Source organism: Pseudomonas sp. 5P_3.1_Bac2 (genome assembly GCF_025465995.1).
Taxonomy (GTDB): Bacteria; Pseudomonadota; Gammaproteobacteria; order Pseudomonadales; family Pseudomonadaceae; genus Aquipseudomonas.
In genome coordinates, this window is the sequence record NZ_JANLNY010000002.1 from 160,985 (window position 1) to 179,255 (window position 18,271).

Sequence of the window (18,271 nt, forward strand, 5' to 3'; positions counted from 1 at the left end):
TCAATGGTTAGGTTGTGTACGAGCGATAGAAATTCGGTTTTGACTGGCAAACGTCAGCAGGGTGGTCACCAGCGCGAAGAGGGCCAGGGCGCCGGCGCTGAGGGGGATGCTACGCAGGCCTAAATCGGCCTCGATGACTTGGCCACCGACCCAGGCGCCAAGGGCATTACCGAGGTTGAAGGCACCGATATTGAGGGTGGAAACCAGATTGGGCGCGCCGCTGCCAAAACTCACCACATTGACTTGCAGCGCCGGTACGGCGGCAAAGGTGGCCAGGGCCCAGATAAACAGTGTGACTTCGGCCGCCAGCACAACCTGGCTGGTCCAGCTAAACAGGCCGCTGACCAGCGCCATGGCGACAAACACGCCGAGCAAGGTGCCTTTAAGGCTGCGGTCGGCTAAGCGCCCGCCGAGCACGTTACCGACGGTTAAGCCGAGGCCGATCAGCAGCAGGGTCCAGGTCACGCCACGGGGTGTCACCCCAGTCACGTCGGTTAGCAGTGGGGCGATATAGGTAAACAGGGCAAACATCGAGGCGGAGAACAACACCGTGGTGCTCAGCGCCAACCACAAGCCGCTGCCGCGCAGGGCTCGCAGCTCGCTCATCAGATCGGCGCGCTCTGCTTGTTGATTGCGTGGCAAGGCGCGCCACAGGCCGATAAAGGCGAGCAGGCCAATCACCGTCACCGCCCAGAACGGCGTGCGCCAGCCGGCGTACTGACCTAAGGCGGTGCCCAGCGGCACACCCAACACGTTGGCCAAGGTCAAGCCGGTGAACATCAAGGCGACGGCAGAGGCGCGGCGGTTGGCCGGTACTAGGCTGGCGGCGACCACTGAACCGATGCCGAAAAAGGCGCCGTGGCAGAGGGCCGTGATTACCCGCGCGAGCATCAGCATCTCGTAATCAAGGGCCAAGGCGCAGAACAGGTTGCCGCCGATAAAGATCGTCATCAGTACCAGCAGTGAAGTTCTGCGTGGCCAATTGGCGGTCAGCAGCGCCATGATCGGTGCACCCAGCGCCACACCTAAGGCGTAACCGGTGATCAACCAGCCCGCGCCGGGGATCGACACGTGCAGGTCGTTGGCCACGTCAGGCAGCAGGCCCATGATGACGAACTCAGTGGTGCCAATGGCAAAGGCCGATAAGGCTAGGACGAATAGGGCGGCAGGCATGCCATAGTCTCCGGTCAATTAAGTGGGGCAGGGCTCAGAGGGATTGGCCAAGCTGCTGTAAAAAGTTTTGGATGACGGCTTCATTGCGGCGGAAGAAGTGCCACTGGCCGACCTTCTGGCTGCTGACTAAACCAGCCTGCTGCAAACTGGCGAGGTGGGCAGAAACCGTGGACTGCGAGAGGTTGCAGCGCTTGAAAATCATCCCGGCGCAAACGCCTAGTTCGAGTGAGTGGCCTTGCTCGCTGAAGTACTGCTCGGGGGTTTTCAACCAATGCAAAATGTCGCGCCGCACCGGGTGGGCGAGGGCTTTGATCAGGTCGTCGAGTTGTTCATTCATGGGCGGTGCGTCACTCAGGCTGCGAAGGGCAGGCGTGAGGCGAACCTTATATCGTTAGTTGGCGATATACAGATTGTTAGTGCCGATAGTCTCCATCGACTCGGCTGATGTGTAAGCTGTAGGGATGAATTACTTAGCGCATTTGCACTTGGGCGGTGACCGCCCGGCCCAACTACTTGGCAGCCTGTATGGCGATTTCGTCAAAGGGCCTTTACGCGGGCAATGGCCGGCGGAGATTGAGGCGGCCATCCGTTTACACCGGCGCATCGATGCCTTTACCGATAGCCACAGCTTGCTGGCCCGTGCGCGTGCGCGCTTTGCTCCCGAGCAGCGGCGCTATGCTGGGATCGTCCTCGATGTGTTTTTCGACCATTGTCTGGCCCAGCATTGGCACGACTATGCCGCCGAACCTTTGCCCTTGTTCACTCAGCGGGTGTACCAGGTGCTTGATGCCGAACCCGCGCTGCCGGGGCGCTTAGCGCAGATTGCGCCGCTGATGGCGGCGCAGGATTGGTTGGGCAGCTACAGCGACTTTGCCGTATTGGCACGGGTGCTGGCGGGGATTGACCGGCGCCTGTCGCGCCCAGGGTTGTTGCAAGGCGCGATGCCGCAACTGGAGCGCTTGTATGAGCCGCTCACGGCCGACTTTAAGGCGTTTTATCCCGAACTATTGACCTTCGCCCGGCAGGCGCAATAACCGCCGCCGTGCTTAAGCGGCGGCGTCGCTGACCGCTTCGCAGTCCCCATACAGGGCTTGGGCGATAGCTAATTGCGCGCTGCGCGCCAAGCCATTGCGATCACTGCCGGCGCTGGTGATGGGCGTCAGCAACTGAATTTGCGCCAGGCCAATATCACTGCTGAGCAAGCGCAGCAGGTGCGAGAGCATGTCGTCATCGCCGATAAAGGGCGCGATGGTGCAGGGCTGGCCACCGCGCAGATAACGGATCGCCACCGGTTGCACGGCCACCCCATTGTCGATGGCGCTGCTCAGTAACCGACCGTGGAAGGTGCGCAGGCTCTGCCCGTCGCTGGTGGTGCCTTCAGGGAAAATCAGCAGGTTGCGCCCCTGTTGCAAGTGCCGACCTAGTTGCTGATTGAGCAGGTTGCTGTGGCCACCACCCCGGCGGATAAACAAGGTGCCGGCTTTATGCGCCAACCAGCCAGCCACCGGCCAGGTGCGTACCTCGGCTTTGGACAAAAACGACAGCGGGGTGAGCATGCCTAGCAGAGGAATGTCAGTCCAGGAGATGTGGTTGCTGACCCAGAGCATGGGCTCGCGCGGCAGCTCGCCGCTGATTTCCAGGCGAAAAGGCAGGGCGCTGGCCAGGCGGGCAAGAAACCAGCGGGTCAGCCGTTGTCGGGTGGCCATCAGGTCATGCCTAAAAAGACGTTCTAGCAGGCTTAGTCCAGCCGCTAACAAGGTGCCCAGGGTGATGACCAACAACAGGCGGGTTAGACGTAAATACAGGCGTAGTTTCTTCATTAGCAGTCTCAAGCGCTCAGCACGGTAGGCACTGTTACAGAGTCACCACCTGCCGGGCAACAGTGCTTAAACCGCCGCTTTAAAGTGGCGCGCGTAGCGTGGGCATAACTCATCGCGTTTGAGCAGGATAAACACGTCCGCTACCTGAAAGTCAGGGTCCCAGCAGGGCTCGCCACAGATCTTCGCGCCAAGGCGCATATAGGCTTTGAGCAGCGGCGGCATTTCGGTGATGACATTGCTCGGCACCTCAAGCTCCGGCAGCGGATTCTTGGGTACTGCGCGCAGGTAATCGGTGCACAGATAACGTTCGCGCAGGCGCTGCATGATCGCCTGGGCCTGGATACCGCCGTCCTGCATGGGGATGCTGGCGCAGCCCATCAGATAACGGTAGCCGCCTTGGTTCAGCACCTCAGCCAGCTCGCTCCACAGCACGGCGATGGTGGCACCGTTACGGTAGGCAGGGTCGACGCAGGTGCGCCCCAGCTCCAGCACCGGGCCTTGTAGTTGCAGCAGGCCCTGCAGGTTGAACTCTTCTTCGCTGTAAAAGCGCCCTAGGTCAGCGGCGGCGCGGTGATCGAGCAGGCGGGTAGTGGCCACCAGTTGGCCGTTGTTAAGGTCGCGCACACCGATGTGCTGGCAGTGAATGTCGTAGTCATCCATATCCAGGCCAAGCTCCGCGCCTTTTAGTTTGGCCGCGAACTCGCTGCTGAACACACGGTAACGCAGGGCTTGGGCTTCACGCAGGGCATCAGGGCCGTGTAACCGCTCGGCTTGTAAATGACGGCCAGGGCGCGCGGGGGAAAGCTGCTGAGTCATGCCGATATCTCCATTGGCCGGCTTTTTGCCTTGAGCCGGTAGACATTGCTGGGCAAGATTGAAGCTAGGTGCGGCGGGTGTCATCGATATGAACTTTTGCTAACAGTTATGTGACAGTGGCCCCTGCGAATAAATTCATAACAACAACGCTCAACCTGTGAGGTATCCGCCATGCATTGGCAGTCGTTACTAGGCGCGCAGCCGCGTTTAGCTGAAGAGGCTTTAGACGAGTGGTATGCCACGCTGCTGGCGCAGCTTCAGCAGCCCAGTGCGTTGCAGTTAGCTGTGCTCGGTGGGCGCATGGCCGCAACGCCGGGTTTAGCCTTCTTGGCCGGTTATCAAGCGGCTTTGCGCGCCTTATGGCCCGCCGCGCCTTGGACCTTGGGCGCGCTGTGTGTCACCGAGCAGCGCAGCATTCGCCCTGCCGATCTCAAGACACGCTTACAGGGCTTGCAACTCGATGGCCGCAAGGACTTTGTCACCGCGGCTGAGTACGCCGAGTGGTTGCTGGTCGCCGCTCGGGTCGAGGCGCCCGACAGTCCGCCACAAATCGCCCTGGCCGTGGTGCGCAGCGGCGGCCCTGGCGTCAGCATTGAGGCGCTGCCGAGCTTGCCCTTGATGCCCGATATCAGCCATGGCCGGTTGTTGCTGCAAGCCGCGCCCTGCGAACGCTTACCCGGCGATGGTTGGGCGGATTACTGCAAGCCGTTTCGCACCTTAGAAGATAATCACGTCCTCGCGGCACTGACGGCCTGGTTGTATGGCGTAGGGCAGGATTGTGCTTGGCCGCAGGCTTTGCAGTTGCGGCTACTCGGCCTGTTGGCCGGTTGCGCGGAGATGGCGCGACAGTGTCCCAATGCCGCCGCCGGGCATGTGCTGTTGGCGAGCTTATTCGCCCAGTTTGAGGCCTTGCACGCGGAGCTGGATGCCGCTTTGGCGGGCAGCCCAAGCCATTGGCAGCAGTTGTGGCAACGCGATCGCGGCCTCTTAGGCATTGCTAAAAGCGCCAGGCTTAAACGCCTGGAGAAGGCTCTGGCGGCATTGGCTTAGCGCAATAAAAAAGCGCCAAGATGGGACGCTTGATCCAGGTCAGTAAGGCGCGCATCGCACCCGGCTAAGCTTGCGGGCTTTCCTAGGAGCCTGTGATGCGACGTGAGCCCATAGTGTTGTTCGATAACGGCAAGCATCAATGTCTGATGTTTGATGATTTGGTCAGTGGCGAGGGCGTGCAGTCCAACCAGTTTCTGATTACCGATAACGAGCAATACTTGCTCCTCGATCCGGGCGGCGACCTGACCTACACGCCGCTTTCGATGGAGTTGTCCAAGCACATTCCGGTGCAGGACCTGACCTATATCTTCGCCTCCCACCAAGACCCGGACATCATCGCCTCGCTGGACAAGTGGCTGCTGCACACCCGGGCGCGGGTGATCTGCTCCAAGTTATGGGCGCGCTTTTTACCGCACCTGACGGCCAACTATTTGGCCCTGAGCCGTGGTTTGAACACCTTTGATCGCATCATTGCCTTGCCCGATGCGGGGATATCCTTTGCCTTAGGCCAATCGAAACTTAAGGCGGTGCCGGCGCACTTTCTGCATTCGGTGGGCAACTTTCAGTTGTACGACCCGGTGAGCAAGATTCTGTTTTCCGGTGATATGGGCGCCTCGTTGGTGGATGACGCCAACCCGGTGACCGATTTCGTTAACCACGTGCCGCATATGCTCGGCTTTCATCGGCGTTATATGGCCAGCAATAAAGTCTGCCGCTTGTGGGCGGCGATGGTGCGCGACATGGATGTGGCGATGATCGTGCCGCAGCATGGCCGGCCGTTTGTGGGCCAGGAGATGATCAGTGCGTTTTTGTACTGGATCGAGAACTTAGAGTGCGGCATGGACTTGATGGGCCCCGACGATTATCGCGTGCCGCGTTAGCCCGTACCTGGCTCAAGCATGGTACGTGGCTTGAGCCGCATGCTAGGGTGCGCGCTCAAAACGATGAGAGGCGCTGTCATGGGTTCGTTGTTTGCCCCCCGCCGGCTGTTGCTGGCCCTGGTTTGCGCGGTTAGCGCGAGTACTGCTCAGGCTGAGCACTGGCCCACTGCCGACTGGCAAACCCAGTTAGCGGCGCCCAGCGCGGCGATTGATACTCTGCAAGCCTATGCCTTCCCGGCGCGTGATGAGGTCAGCCGCAAGGGCATTCGCACCGATGCCTTACTGGTGATTCGCGATGGTCAGGTGGTGTACGAGCGCTATGCGGCGCCGACCACGGCGGCCACGGCGCACCTCAACTGGTCGATGTCCAAGAGCATACTCGCCACGGTGATGGGCGTGGCTTACGGTCAGGGGAAGCTGCGTTTGGATGCGCCGGTGGCGCAGTACTACCCAGCCTTTGCCGCGCACCCGCAGGTTAAGGTTGGCCACTTGCTGAACTGGGCGTCGGGCCTGGATTGGCAAGAGGACTACGAATACGCGCCGCTGAAGTCCTCGGTGGTGGCGATGCTCTACACCCGTGGCCGCAATGATATGGCCGAGTTCGTCAGCCATACGCCCGCAGGCGCTCAGCCAGGCACGCGGTTTCGCTATTCCAGCGGCGACAGCAACGTCTTGGCGGCAGCGCTGAAGGGCATGGTCGGCGCAGAGAATTATGCGGATTATCCGTGGACCGCACTGTTTGATCCTTTGGGTATTCGCAGCGCAGTGTGGGAGCGCGATGGCGCCGGCACCTTGATCGCTTCGTCCTATGTCTACATGACTGCCCGTGATCTGGCGCGTATCGGCTTGCTGATGCAGCACGATGGTCGCTGGCAGGATCAGCAAATCGTGCCCAAAGCCTGGGTCGAATTTAACCGCACGCCCTTTGCCAATTACCTCGCTCAGGCTGGCAAAACCACTGAAGCAGTGCCGGGTGGGCACTGGTGGCTTAACGTCGCGCACAACGCTGCGGCCGTACCCTGGCCGGATGCGCCGAGCGATACCTTGATGGCCTTAGGGCATTGGGGGCAAGGCTTATATGTGATGGCCAGCGCTAACTTGGTGGTGGTGCGCTACGCCGATGATCGCGATGCCAGCTTTGATCGCAATCACTTCCTCAAACTGATCCAGGCCGCCTTTGCCGAGCAGGTACAACCATGATCCGTCGCCATCCGCTGCTCAGCGCTTTGTTCTTGATCCTGGTGCTACTAGCCGGCCTTGCCTGGCAAAACCGCACTGACTTAGCTGGCTTCCCGGGGATTATCGGCGCCTACTCGGCCAAGGAATATTGCTCCTGCCGTTACGTGGCCAATAACCCCGCCGAGTACTGCGCCAGCTATGTGGCGCAGTATGTGCCGCTGTCGGCGCTGCATGAAGACGCTGCGCACAAGCAGGTCACTGCCCGTGGCATGGGCGTGACGAAAAGCGCCCAGTGGCTGGGACCGCGCGAGGGTTGCCAGCTGTTACCGCAGGCGCTGCCCTTACCTTAACCGCGCAGGTGGCTTTGCAAGGCCAAAGCCAGCCGCTATGGTTGGCTTTGGATTTCTCTTTTGTGAGACGTAATGGCCTACGCCTGCAGGATGCCGCGCCATGCCGAATAAGGTGTTCCCCTGGCGCCATGCCAATCAACTTAATCTGTTGCTCGATGGGCCGCGCTTTTTCCCGCGGATGCTGGCGCGCATTGCCCAGGCGCAGCAGCAGATCGAGCTGGAGCTCTATCTGGTCGAGAGCGGCGCCTGTAGCAATCAGCTGATCGATGCGCTGTGCGTCGCCGCGCAGCGTGGCGTCAGGGTGCGCTGTCTGTTCGATAGCTTCGGCGTGCAGCGCTTACTGACGCGGGACCGGCAACGCTTGGTCAATGCCGGCGTGGTCTTGCGTCTGTATAACCCGCTGCACTGGCAGCATGGCTTGCGTAACTTTCACCGCGATCACCGCAAGCTGTTACTGGTCGATCAGCACTACGCCTTTGTCGGTGGTACCGGGGCCACTGATGAGTTTTGGCAGGCGGACCGTGCGCCTGAGGCCAACTCGGTGTGGCACGAAGCGATGGTGGAAATCAGCGGGCCGCTGGTGCGCGACTGGCAGGCGTTGTTCGAGTGGCAGTGGGAGAGTTATCAGGCCATCAACACCTGGCGTGTCTGGCGCCCCCATGGCCCCGCGCGCTATCGCAGCTTGCCGCCGCTACCGAGTCGTGTCGGTGGCTTGGGCCGGGTAGCGTTTGCCGATGCCTGGCAACGCCGCGATATTTTGCTCTCACTCGTGCGTGCGCTGCGTGGTGCCAAGCAGCGTATCTGGTTGGCCACTCCGTATTTTCTGCCGACGTGGCGGGTGCGGCGCAGCTTGCGGCAGGCCGCCGCGCGGGGGGTGGATGTGCGCTTGTTACTAAGCGGGCAGCACACCGATCACCCGCCGATACGTTTTGCCGGGCAGCGTTACTACGCCAGTTTGCTCAAGGCTGGGGTGAAAATCTTTGAATATCAGCCGCAGTTTTTGCACCTGAAAATGGTCTTGGTCGATGACTGGGTCAGTGTCGGCTCGTGCAACTTCGATCACTGGAATCTGCGCTTTAACCTCGATGCCAATCTAGAAGCGTTGGACCCAGGTTTTACCGCCCAAGTGCTGAGCAGTTTTCAGCATGACTTTGCCCAAAGCACGCCGATCAGCCCGCAAGAGTGGCGCCGCCGACCTTGGTACAAGCGCCTGCAACAGTCGCTGTGGGGCACCCTTGACCAGTTGCTGGTCAACTTGCTCGATCGCCGGCGTTAGCCCTGCGGACCGGCCTGGGGCCGGCCCGCAGGATTTGGCTTAGAGCAGTTCTACCGCCACCGCCGTGGCTTCGCCGCCGCCAATGCACAGCGAGGCAATGCCGCGTTTGCCGCCAGTGTTTTTCAGGGCGTTGATCAGGGTCAGGATGATCCGCGAGCCGGTCGAGCCCACCGGGTGACCCTGGGCGCAGGCGCCGCCGTAGATATTCACTTTGGCGTGATCCAGATCGTGCTCACGCATGGCCAGCATGGTGACCATGGCAAAGGCTTCGTTGATCTCGAACAGGTCGACATCGGCTTTGTTCCAGCCAGTCTTTTTCAGCAGGTTAGTGATCGAGCCAATCGGCGCGATGGTGAACTCGCTGGGGTCTTGGCTTTGGGTGGCATGGCCGACGATTTTGGCCAATGGTTTGAGGCCGCGCTTGGTGGCTTCTTCGGCGGTCATCAGGAGTAGGGCAGAAGCACCGTCGGAGATCGAGCTGGCGTTGGCGGCGGTGATGGTGCCGTCTTTTTTAAATGCCGGTTTGAGCGTCGGAATCTTGTCCAGGTTGGCCGTCAGGGGTTGCTCGTCGTCCTTCACCTCGATGTCGCCTTTACGGCTGCTGACGGTGACCGGCACGATCTCGGCGGCCAACGCGCCGCTGGCAATGGCGGCTTGGGCACGTTTGAGCGACTCAATGGCGTAGGCGTCCATTTGTTCGCGGCTGATGCCGTATTGGTCGGCGGTTTCCTGGGCGAAGGAGCCCATCAGGCGACCCGTGCGGGCGTCTTCCAGGCCATCCAAGAACATATGGTCTTTGATTTCGCCATGGCCCATGCGCAGGCCAGTGCGTGCCTTGGTCATCACATAGGGGGCGTTGGACATGCTTTCCATGCCGCCGGCGATCATCACGCTGTTAGTGCCCGCTTTGAGCAGGTCGTGGGCCAGCATGACCGCTTTCATGCCTGAGCCGCAGAGCTTGTTGATCGTGGTGCAGCCCGTTGCCGCTGGCAGGCCGGCGTTGAGCGAGGCTTGGCGGGCGGGGCCTTGCTTGAGGCCCGCCGGTAACACACAGCCCATGATCACTTCCTGCACATCGGCCGCCTCGATACCGGCGCGGGCGACTGCCGCGCGAATGGCTGCTGCGCCCAGATCCACTGCTGCCACGCTGGCCAGGCTGCCTTGAAAACCGCCCATAGGCGTGCGGGCGCCGCTGACGATGACGATATCGGACATTGGGGTAACTCCTTCTTGTTATACAAAAAACATTGAGTGGTGGGGGCAATTCTACTGTGTGACCAAAATTGGCCATAGAGTCATAAAAAAAATCATTCTTTGGGCTGATTTGGCCCCTGGGTCGAGTCTCTAGATTGGCGGCACTGCATCAGCACAATAAAAACGTCTTAAGAGGCTAATGGCATGTTGCAAACCCGTCTGCTTGACCCGACCGCCTGCGCCTATCAAGCGCCGCTGCTGATCAAACGCCTGTTGTTATCAGGCGTGCGCTACGAGAAAACCCGCGAGATCGTATATCGCGACCTGCTTCGCTATGACTACCTGACCCTCAATCAACGCATCGCGCGCCTAGCCAACATGCTTAGCGCTGCCGGAGTGAAGGCCGGCGACACCGTCGCGGTGATGGATTGGGACAGCCACCGTTACCTGGAGTGTATGTTCGCCATTCCGATGCTGGGGGCGGTGCTGCACACCATCAATATCCGTCTCTCGGCGGATCAGATTCTCTACACCATGAATCATGCCGAAGATAAGTTCGTGCTGGTTAACAGTGACTTCGTGCCGCTCTACCAAAGCATGGCGGAGCAGTTGCAAACAGTTGAAAAAACCATCCTGCTCAGCGATGGCTGCGAGACTACGGCGGATCTGCCCAATCTGGTTGGCGAGTATGAACACTTGTTGGCCGGCGCCAGTCACCAGTATGACTTTGCTGATTTCGACGAAAACTCCATCGCCACCACCTTTTACACCACCGGCACCACCGGTAATCCTAAGGGTGTCTATTTCAGCCATCGCCAGTTAGTGCTGCACACTTTGGCCGAAGTCAGTGTGCTGGGCAGTCTCGACAGCGTGCGCTTGATGGGCAGTGATGACGTGTATATGCCGATCACGCCGATGTTCCACGTACACGCCTGGGGCATGCCCTATGCCGCCACGATGATGGGGCTGAAGCAGGTATACCCAGGCCGCTATGAGCCCGACCTGCTGATTAAGCTGTGGCGAGAGGAGAGGGTCACCTACTCGCACTGCGTGCCGACCATCCTGCAGATGGTGCTGGGCGCCAAGAGTGCCCAGGGTGTCGATTTCGGCGGCTGGAAGTTGATCATCGGCGGCAGTGCGTTGACCCGTTCGCTGTATGACTTAGCCAAGAGTCGCGGGATCCAGCTGACGGCAGCCTATGGTATGTCCGAGACCGGGCCGTTGATTTCCTGTGCCCACCTCAATGATGAGCTGCAAGCCGGCAGCGACGATGAGCGCACCACATACCGGATCAAGGCCGGAGTGCCGGTGCCCTTGGTGGAAGCGGCGATTATGGCCGGCGACGGCTCGTTCCTGCCCCACGATGGCAGCAGCCAAGGTGAGCTGGTGTTACGCGCGCCCTGGCTCACCCAGGGTTATTACCGCGAGCCCGGGCAGAGCGCGCAGTTGTGGCAACACGGCTGGCTGCACACCGGCGATGTGGCGACCATCGACGAGTTTAATTTTATTGAGATCCGTGACCGCATTAAGGACGTGATCAAGACCGGTGGCGAATGGATTTCCTCGCTGGCATTGGAGGATTTAATCAGTCGCCATCCGGCTGTGCGTGAGGTGGCGGTGGTGGGTGTGGAAGATCCGCAATGGGGCGAGCGGCCTTTTGCTTTGGTGGTGTTACAGGAGCAACACACACTGGATGCCAAACAATTAAAGGAGCATCTCAAGCCATTTGTTGAGCAGGGCACTATTAATAAGTGGGCGATACCTTCGCAGATTGCTGTTGTTACCGAAGTTCCCAAGACCAGTGTCGGTAAGTTAGATAAGAAAAAAATCCGCTTGGATATTGTTCGCTGGCAGGCCAGCGGCAGCACTTTTTTGTCAACTTTGTAAGGGTATGGCGAAACTTATCAAACGGCCTAAAAGTGTCCGTTGTTTTAACGGTAATCGATATTTTTCTAGTTAAAACAGATGCTTATGATCTGGATTCAGGTTTTAACGCAGCGCCTTTCAGCAACTCTCTGGGAGCTCGCAAGAGGGGACTTTACGGTGCGGTTTGTGACTGTGTAGTCAAACTTTGTCTTGGCTTGGTAATTGCTCGGACAAGGCTATTCTTGGTCTTGTTGGTTAATCCACCGCGTTAAAACCTGCGGCCTAGAGTACTCAGGCAGCGCAAATCACACTTTAGAGGGATCATGCTGCCAAACTCGCTCGATATAGTTAGATCCATCAATAACAAAAAGCACATGGAGTAGCGTCGATGATAAAAACACAACAATTCTGGCGCCTGGCAAAGTTGCCACTGGCCGTCAGCCTCGCATCTACACTCGCTGCACCGGCCTTTGGTGTGACTTTCAATATTGGTGAAATAGAGGGTCAGTTCGACTCAGCCCTGTCTGTGGGTGCGAGCTGGTCGACGCAAAAAGCCGATAGCGATCTGATCGGTGTCAACAACGGCGGTCACGGTCTGTCGCAAACCTCGGACGATGGCCATCTGAACTTCCGCCGCGGCAAAACCTTCTCGAAAATCTTCAAAGGTATTCACGACCTCGAACTCAAATACGGCGACACCGGCGTATTTGTGCGGGGCAAATACTGGTACGACTTCGAACTCAAAGATGAAAATCGTGAGTTCAAACCTATCAGCGACCACAACCGTAAAGAGAGTGCCCAAGCCTCAGGCGCCGAGATCCTCGACGCCTTCGTTTACCACAACTACCAAATTGCCGAGCAGCCAGGTTCGGTACGTTTGGGTAAACAGGTGGTGAGCTGGGGGGAAAGTACCTTTATCCAAGGCGGTATCAACTCGATCAACCCCGTTGACGTCTCGGCTTTCCGCCGTCCAGGCGCTGAAATTAAAGAGGGCCTGATCCCGGTCAACATGTTCTATGTGGCCCAGAGCCTGACTGAAGACCTGTCGATGGAGGCCTTCTACCAACTGGAGTGGGACCAAACCGTCATCGACAACTGCGGCACCTTCTTCTCCCAAGCGGACATCGTCGCTGATGGTTGTACCCAAGGTCTGAACGTACTCAGCATGCCGAATGCGGGCACTCTGTCGTTGATTAACTCGATCCTCCAGTCGGGTGGCGCGAATGCCATCACGGGTACCTCGGAAGGCGCTCTGGTTAAGCGTTATGGCGATAAAGATGCCCGTGACAGCGGTCAGTGGGGCTTGGCCTTCCGCTACATGTTCGAGCCGTTGGACACCGAGTTCGGTGCCTACTTCATGAACTACCACAGCCGCATGCCGATCTTCAGTGGTGTGTCGCCAACTCCGGATGCGATTGCCGGGGTCAACAACCTGGCCAGCACCATCAACACCTTGCTTAACAACCCAGCTCTGGCTCAACAAGCGGGTGCCCTGTCCATGGCGGCCAACGGCGGCTACATGATGGAGTATCCAGAAGATATTCGCCTGTACGGTCTGAGTTTCTCCACCACCTTGCCTACTGGCACAGCGTGGAGCGGTGAAATCAGCTACCGGCCCAATGCTCCGGTGCAGCTGAACTCCACTGACGTGTTGTACGCCGGCCTGAAACCTCTGGTTGTGGGCGGCAGCAGTCCATATGCCGACGTATCGCCACTGGGCCCGGACGCTGAGGGTTATCTGCACGGTTACCGCCGTAAAGAAATCACCCAGCTGCAAACCACCTTTACCCATTTTATTGACCAAGTGATGGGCGCCTCCCGCCTGACCCTGGTTGGTGAGGTTGGCTGGACCCACGTGGGCGGCCTGGAAGGGGCGAGCAAACTGCGCTATGGCCGCGATCCGATTTTCGGTACCGCAGGCAATATGTCCGGTCCAGTTAACGCCGTTACCGGCGGTGCAAACACCACACAACAGATGTTGGATAAAGCCGGTGACCGTGATGGTTTCACCACTGCCAACTCCTGGGGTTATCGCGCTCGGGCCATTTGGGAATACCCAGATGTGTTCGCCGGGGTCAACCTGCGTCCGAGCGTCGCTTGGTCCCATGACGTTGAAGGCTACTCGCCTGGCCCAGGCGGTAACTTCGAAGAAGGTCGTAAGGCTGTCAGCCTGGGCTTGGATGCGGAGTACCAAAACACCTACACCGCGAGCCTGTCTTACACCAACTTCTTTGATGGTAAGTATTCGACCACTGATGACCGCGACTTCGTTGCGCTCAGCTTTGGCGTGAACTTCTAAGTAGACGGATTTTTGAGGAAGTATGCAGATGAAAATAACTAAAAACTTGCTGCAAACCAGCGCGCTGGCCTTGTCGATGCTGACAACCAGCGTGATGGCGGCTGTCTCTCCGGAGGAAGCGGCGAAGTTGGGCACCAGCCTGACTCCGCTGGGGGCTGAAATGGCCGGTAACGCCGATGGTTCGATCCCTGCCTGGACCGGTGGCCTGCCGAAGAACGCCGGTAGCGTAGACGCTGCGGGCTTCTTGTCCGATCCGTTCCCTAATGAGCAGCCGCTGTTCACCATCACTGCGCAAAACGCTGAACAGTACAAAGACAAGCTGACCCCAGGCCAGCTGGCGCTGTTCAAACGTTACCCGCAAACCTACAAAATCCCGGTGTTCACCACCCACCGTAGCGCTAACGTGCCGGACTTCGTTGTTGCCGCCACAAAGAAAAACGCGGTCAGCACCAAATTGGTAGAGGGCGGTAACGGTCTGGAAAATTTTGACCAGGCTAACCCGTTCCCGATTCCTAAGGACGGTCTGGAGGTGATCTGGAACCATATCGCCCGCTATCGCGGCGGCAGTGTTAAGCGACTGGTGACCCAAGCCACGCCACAGGCGAATGGCTCTTACAGCCTGGTGTACTTCCAGGATGAGTTCACCTTCCGGGGTGCGCTGAAAGATGCCGATGCCAGCAAAGGCAGCAACGTGCTGTTCTACTTCAAGCAGCGGGTAACCGCGCCGTCGCGTCTGGCCGGTAACGTGCTGCTGGTGCACGAAACCCTCAACCAGGTTAAGGAGCCGCGTCTGGCTTGGCTGTACAACGCCGGCCAGCGTCGTGTGCGCCGTGCTCCGCAGGTGTCCTATGACGGTCCGGGTACTGCAGCCGATGGCCTGCGTACATCTGATAATTTGGACATGTTCAACGGCGCCCCGGACCGTTACGACTGGAAGTTGGTTGGTAAGAAGGAAATCTACATCCCTTACAACAGCTACCGTCTGGACTCGCCGAAGCTTAAGTACAGCGAAATCGTCAAAGCCGGCACCATCAATCAGGACCTGACTCGTTACGAGCTGCACCGCGTATGGCACGTAACCGCCACCTTGAAAGCCGGCGAGCGTCATATCTACGCCAAGCGTGACTTCTACATCGACGAAGATACCTGGCAAGCCGCAGAAATCGACCATTACGATGGCCGTGGCACCCTGTGGCGTGTCGCTGAGGCTCACTCGCAGCATTACTACGACAAACAAGTACCTTGGTACAGCGTAGAAACTCTGTATGACCTGCAGTCCGGCCGCTACCTGGCCCTGGGTATGAAAAACGAAGAGAAAAGCTCTTACGTGTATGACTACCCAGCTAAAGAAAGCGACTACACCCCAGCAGCACTGCGCCAGGCAGGCGTTCGCTAAGCGCTTTGGGTAAGGAAAAACCGGCCGTAATGGCCGGTTTTTTTATGCTCGTAAAAAGTCCTACAAACCGACATTATGTATGGTGGATCGTGTTAGATACCGGCTAAATCGCGCTAAAGGCTTCTAATCCCACGTTCTAAACGCTAGTCTGCGCGACAGTCGACCTGCTCAGATTGTTTGAGAACTAAACGCGGATACATGATTGATTTAACCCTTCCACCCGTGCTGATCAGTGCCCCGAAGATTCTCGGGGGGCCGTTTTATCGCCCGCCACTGCCTGCTGGATATGTGGCCCGGCCGCAACTTTGCGCGCGTTTGGCCGAGGGTTTAGGTGGGCGCTTATTGTTGATCAGCGCTCCGGCCGGCTTTGGCAAAAGCTCTCTGGCCATCGAGTTTTGCGAGCATCTACCGAGCCAGTGGCAAAGCCTGTGGCTGGCGCTTTCTACACGGGACAGCGACCCGGGGCGGTTCCTCGAACGCTTGGTCAGTGCTTTTCAGCAGTTCTACCCACAAGTTGGCCAAGAGGCGTTAGGCCTGTTACGCATGCGCCAACGGCACCAGCCTTTTGCCTTTGAAGAGTGGCTGGATACTTTGCTCGACGAGCTGGCGCTGCATCTACAAGAGAACCGGCCATTGCTGTTGGTCCTCGATGATTACCATTTGGCCCAAGGGGCGGTGCTCGATCGCTGCCTACAGTTTTTGCTCAATCACATGCCCGCCGGCCTGCGCGTGTTGGTCACCAGCCGGCAGCGTCCGGACTGGCACTTGGCGCGCTTGCGGCTATCGCGGCAATTATTGGAGCTGCACGAGCAGGATCTGCGCTTAAGTGCTGGCGAGGCCACTCAGTTACTGGCTCTGCAAGGTGCGGCGTTGGCCCCGGACGATTTAGCGGTATTGCTGCAGCGCAGTGAGGGCTGGGTCGCGGGCTTGCGTTTGTGGACCCTGGCGGCGCCCCAGAGCAATGCCACTGAGCCTTTGGCAACCTTGGGGCAGAGCGGCGAAGGACTGATCCACGATTATCTGCTGGAAGAAGTCATCGAACGCCAGCCGGAGGACGTGCAGGCTTTCTTATATGCCACCGCCAGCCAAGAGCGGTTCTGCGCCGAGCTGTGCGATGCCTTGCGCGATGCCGGCGACAGCGCGGCGATCATCCGTCATCTGCAAGCTCACCAAGTGTTTTTGGTGCCCTTGGATGAGCAAGGCAAATGGTTTCGCTATCACCATTTATTCTCTGACTTGTTGCGTAGCCGCTTAAAAACCTCGGTCGCTGCCCACCTGCGTGCTTGTCGTTGGTTCAGTGGTGCCGGCTTTTTGGATGAAGCCATCGAGCAGGCGCTGCGCGCGGGGCAGTCCGATGTGGCTGCCAACTTGGTGCAGAACCTGTCCGAGGAGCAACTGCTCGCCGAGCAAAACGTCTCGACTTTGCTGCGTTGGAAGATGGACATTCCCGAGTCCCTGCTGACCAGCACGCCGCGTCTGATTTTGTTGTACGGCTGGGCGTTAGCTCTGGCCAGCCAATTGGATGCGGCGCAGGAGTTGCTGGCCAACTTGCAGCGCTTTTTACCCGCGCCGGACCCTGTGGAGCACACCAGTTTGCTGGCCCAGTGGTTGGCCCTAAGTGGGGTGATCGCGCGCTGCCTTGGCGATGCGCCCAAGGCCCAAGCCCATTGCGGTGAGGCATTGAGTTGTCTGCCGCCGCAGCGCTATGGCCAACGCCTGCTGTGTCTTTCCAGTCTGACTAATTTGGCCTTGGCCCAAGGCGATCAATGGCAGGCGCGGGCGCTCAGCCGTGAGGCTCTGGAGCTGGCCCAACGCATTGCTAATCCCTTATTTGAAGCCTTCGCCCATTGTGATCGGGCGCGGGTTCTGCAGGCCCGGGGCGAGGTGCTGCGGGCCCTCGAAGAGATCCGTCAGGGCCAGCAACGCTTGCACAGTTTGCCCCGTGATCGACAGTACGCGGTACGCGGACGTTTGCGCCTGTATGAGGGGTACTTGTACAGCCTGCGCTTGCAGCCAGAGCAGGCCCGTGAATGCCTGCTGGCAGGTATTGCCGAAGCGCGCAGCTGTCGCGATATCAGTGTGGTGCTGGGCTACTGCGTTTTGGCTAGTTTGGCCGGGCGCAGTGGTGAACTCACCGAAGCCTTTGCCCATTTGGCTGAGGTCGAACGGCTGATGCATATCTGGGATGTGCCGGCCATTTACTACCTGGGCATGGTCACTCTGATTAAGTGCGAGCTGTGGTTACGTCAAGGTCAGCACGAGCTGGCTGGGCTGTGGTTGAGTCGTCTGAATGAGGCTTATAACGGCGAGCAGGGCGCCGCTGCCCCGGAATTTCATCCGCAATTGGCGTTACATATTCAGTTGTGTCAGGCCCGGCATGATCAGTTGATCGGTGAGCTGGACCGCGCCGAGCGGGGCCTGCGCCAGTTAAGCACTCAGGCCCACAAAGCGGGTGCCCATTTGATCTGGGCCATGGGGCAGATGCAGTGGGCGCAGTTGCTGCGCGAGTCGGGCCGCGAGCGTGAGTCGCAACCTTTGCTGCGCAGCGTTTTGCAAACCGCTGGCGGCGGAGGTTTGTTGCCGTTTCACGAGGCTTTGCTGGCGCACCCGCAGTGGCTGCGTGAGCACCTGCTGCAAGTCGAACCCTGCCATGTGACCCAAGACTTAGCGCAATTGCTGCCAGACACCGGTGATGGCGTCAGTTTGACCTTGCCCGGTTCTGCCGTGGACGCCCTTAGTAGTCGCGAACTTGCGGTACTGCGCCTGATCGCCCAAGGCTGCTCGAATCAGCAAATCAGTGACAGCTTATTTATTTCGCTACACACGGTGAAAACCCATGCTCGCCATATCAACAGCAAGCTTGGCGTGGAGCGCCGTACACAGGCAGTAGCGCGGGCGAAAAGCCTGGGCCTGCTCAACGACTAAGCAACCCGTAACTCGTGAAAGATAAAACTTTCGTACCAAATGTGGT

At 58.9% G+C, this 18,271-nt stretch carries 15 protein-coding genes; 10 read left to right on the forward strand and 5 right to left on the reverse strand.

The features are described from left to right. Both NTD81_RS00775 and NTD81_RS00780 read right to left on the reverse strand, forming a co-directional pair. A complete protein-coding gene (locus tag NTD81_RS00775) occupies positions 1–1,173 on the reverse strand; it encodes an MFS transporter (protein WP_262178395.1) in 1,173 nt (390 codons plus the stop codon). Between the two features lie 34 nt (positions 1,174–1,207). Continuing rightward, positions 1,208–1,510 carry an ArsR/SmtB family transcription factor gene (locus tag NTD81_RS00780; RefSeq protein WP_262178397.1) on the reverse strand — a complete coding sequence of 101 codons (303 nt, stop codon included), beginning with the start codon at positions 1,508–1,510 and terminating at the stop codon, positions 1,208–1,210. A 124-nt stretch (positions 1,511–1,634) separates the two neighbouring features. Here NTD81_RS00780 and NTD81_RS00785 point away from each other — a divergent pair, with 124 nt between their 5' ends. Continuing rightward, positions 1,635–2,207, forward strand: a complete 573-nt coding sequence (locus NTD81_RS00785) for an ACP phosphodiesterase (RefSeq protein ID WP_262178399.1) — start codon at positions 1,635–1,637, stop codon at positions 2,205–2,207. A gap of 12 nt (positions 2,208–2,219) precedes the next feature. Here NTD81_RS00785 and NTD81_RS00790 read toward each other — a convergent pair whose 3' ends face one another. Further along, on the reverse strand, positions 2,220–2,993 hold the full coding sequence (locus NTD81_RS00790; RefSeq protein WP_262178401.1) for a lysophospholipid acyltransferase family protein: 774 nt from the start codon (positions 2,991–2,993) through the stop codon (positions 2,220–2,222). Between the two features lie 66 nt (positions 2,994–3,059). Continuing rightward, the gene (gene olsB / locus NTD81_RS00795) at positions 3,060–3,809 is read right to left on the reverse strand and encodes an L-ornithine N(alpha)-acyltransferase (RefSeq protein ID WP_262178403.1); all 750 of its coding nucleotides are present in this window, start codon (positions 3,807–3,809) and stop codon (positions 3,060–3,062) included. A gap of 171 nt (positions 3,810–3,980) precedes the next feature. Here olsB and NTD81_RS00800 point away from each other — a divergent pair, with 171 nt between their 5' ends. From NTD81_RS00800 to NTD81_RS00820, 5 genes are all read left to right on the forward strand, one after another. Next, complete coding sequence (locus NTD81_RS00800; protein ID WP_262178405.1) at positions 3,981–4,859, forward strand: acyl-CoA dehydrogenase family protein; 879 nt, start codon at positions 3,981–3,983, stop codon at positions 4,857–4,859. 95 nt (positions 4,860–4,954) lie between these two features. After that, complete coding sequence (locus tag NTD81_RS00805; protein WP_262178428.1) at positions 4,955–5,740, forward strand: MBL fold metallo-hydrolase; 786 nt, start codon at positions 4,955–4,957, stop codon at positions 5,738–5,740. A 78-nt stretch (positions 5,741–5,818) separates the two neighbouring features. Then, positions 5,819–6,940: a serine hydrolase domain-containing protein gene (locus NTD81_RS00810; protein ID WP_262178430.1), complete on the forward strand. Its 1,122-nt coding sequence runs from the start codon at positions 5,819–5,821 to the stop codon at positions 6,938–6,940. Further along, positions 6,937–7,269 carry an amidase gene (locus NTD81_RS00815; RefSeq protein WP_262178432.1) on the forward strand — a complete coding sequence of 111 codons (333 nt, stop codon included), beginning with the start codon at positions 6,937–6,939 and terminating at the stop codon, positions 7,267–7,269. Before NTD81_RS00810 ends, NTD81_RS00815 begins: the two co-directional genes overlap by 4 nt. A gap of 100 nt (positions 7,270–7,369) precedes the next feature. After that, the gene (locus NTD81_RS00820) at positions 7,370–8,545 is read left to right on the forward strand and encodes a phospholipase D-like domain-containing protein (RefSeq protein WP_262178434.1); all 1,176 of its coding nucleotides are present in this window, start codon (positions 7,370–7,372) and stop codon (positions 8,543–8,545) included. Positions 8,546–8,584: 39 nt separating this feature from the next. Here NTD81_RS00820 and NTD81_RS00825 read toward each other — a convergent pair whose 3' ends face one another. Beyond that, positions 8,585–9,760, reverse strand: coding sequence for an acetyl-CoA C-acyltransferase (locus tag NTD81_RS00825; protein ID WP_262178436.1), 1,176 nt, complete (start codon positions 9,758–9,760; stop codon positions 8,585–8,587). 183 nt (positions 9,761–9,943) lie between these two features. Here NTD81_RS00825 and NTD81_RS00830 point away from each other — a divergent pair, with 183 nt between their 5' ends. The 4 genes from NTD81_RS00830 to NTD81_RS00845 all read left to right on the forward strand — a co-directional run bounded on the left by NTD81_RS00830 (position 9,944) and on the right by NTD81_RS00845 (position 18,225). After that, positions 9,944–11,626 (forward strand): fatty acid--CoA ligase, encoded by a 1,683-nt coding sequence (locus NTD81_RS00830; protein WP_262178438.1) that lies wholly within the window; start codon positions 9,944–9,946, stop codon positions 11,624–11,626. Positions 11,627–11,993: 367 nt separating this feature from the next. Next, a complete protein-coding gene (locus NTD81_RS00835; protein ID WP_262178440.1) occupies positions 11,994–13,904 on the forward strand; it encodes a DUF1302 domain-containing protein in 1,911 nt (636 codons plus the stop codon). Positions 13,905–13,932: 28 nt separating this feature from the next. Then, on the forward strand, positions 13,933–15,300 hold the full coding sequence (locus NTD81_RS00840) for a DUF1329 domain-containing protein (RefSeq protein WP_262178442.1): 1,368 nt from the start codon (positions 13,933–13,935) through the stop codon (positions 15,298–15,300). 198 nt (positions 15,301–15,498) lie between these two features. Then, positions 15,499–18,225 (forward strand): LuxR C-terminal-related transcriptional regulator, encoded by a 2,727-nt coding sequence (locus NTD81_RS00845; RefSeq protein ID WP_262178444.1) that lies wholly within the window; start codon positions 15,499–15,501, stop codon positions 18,223–18,225. The last annotated feature ends 46 nt before the right edge of the window (positions 18,226–18,271 follow it).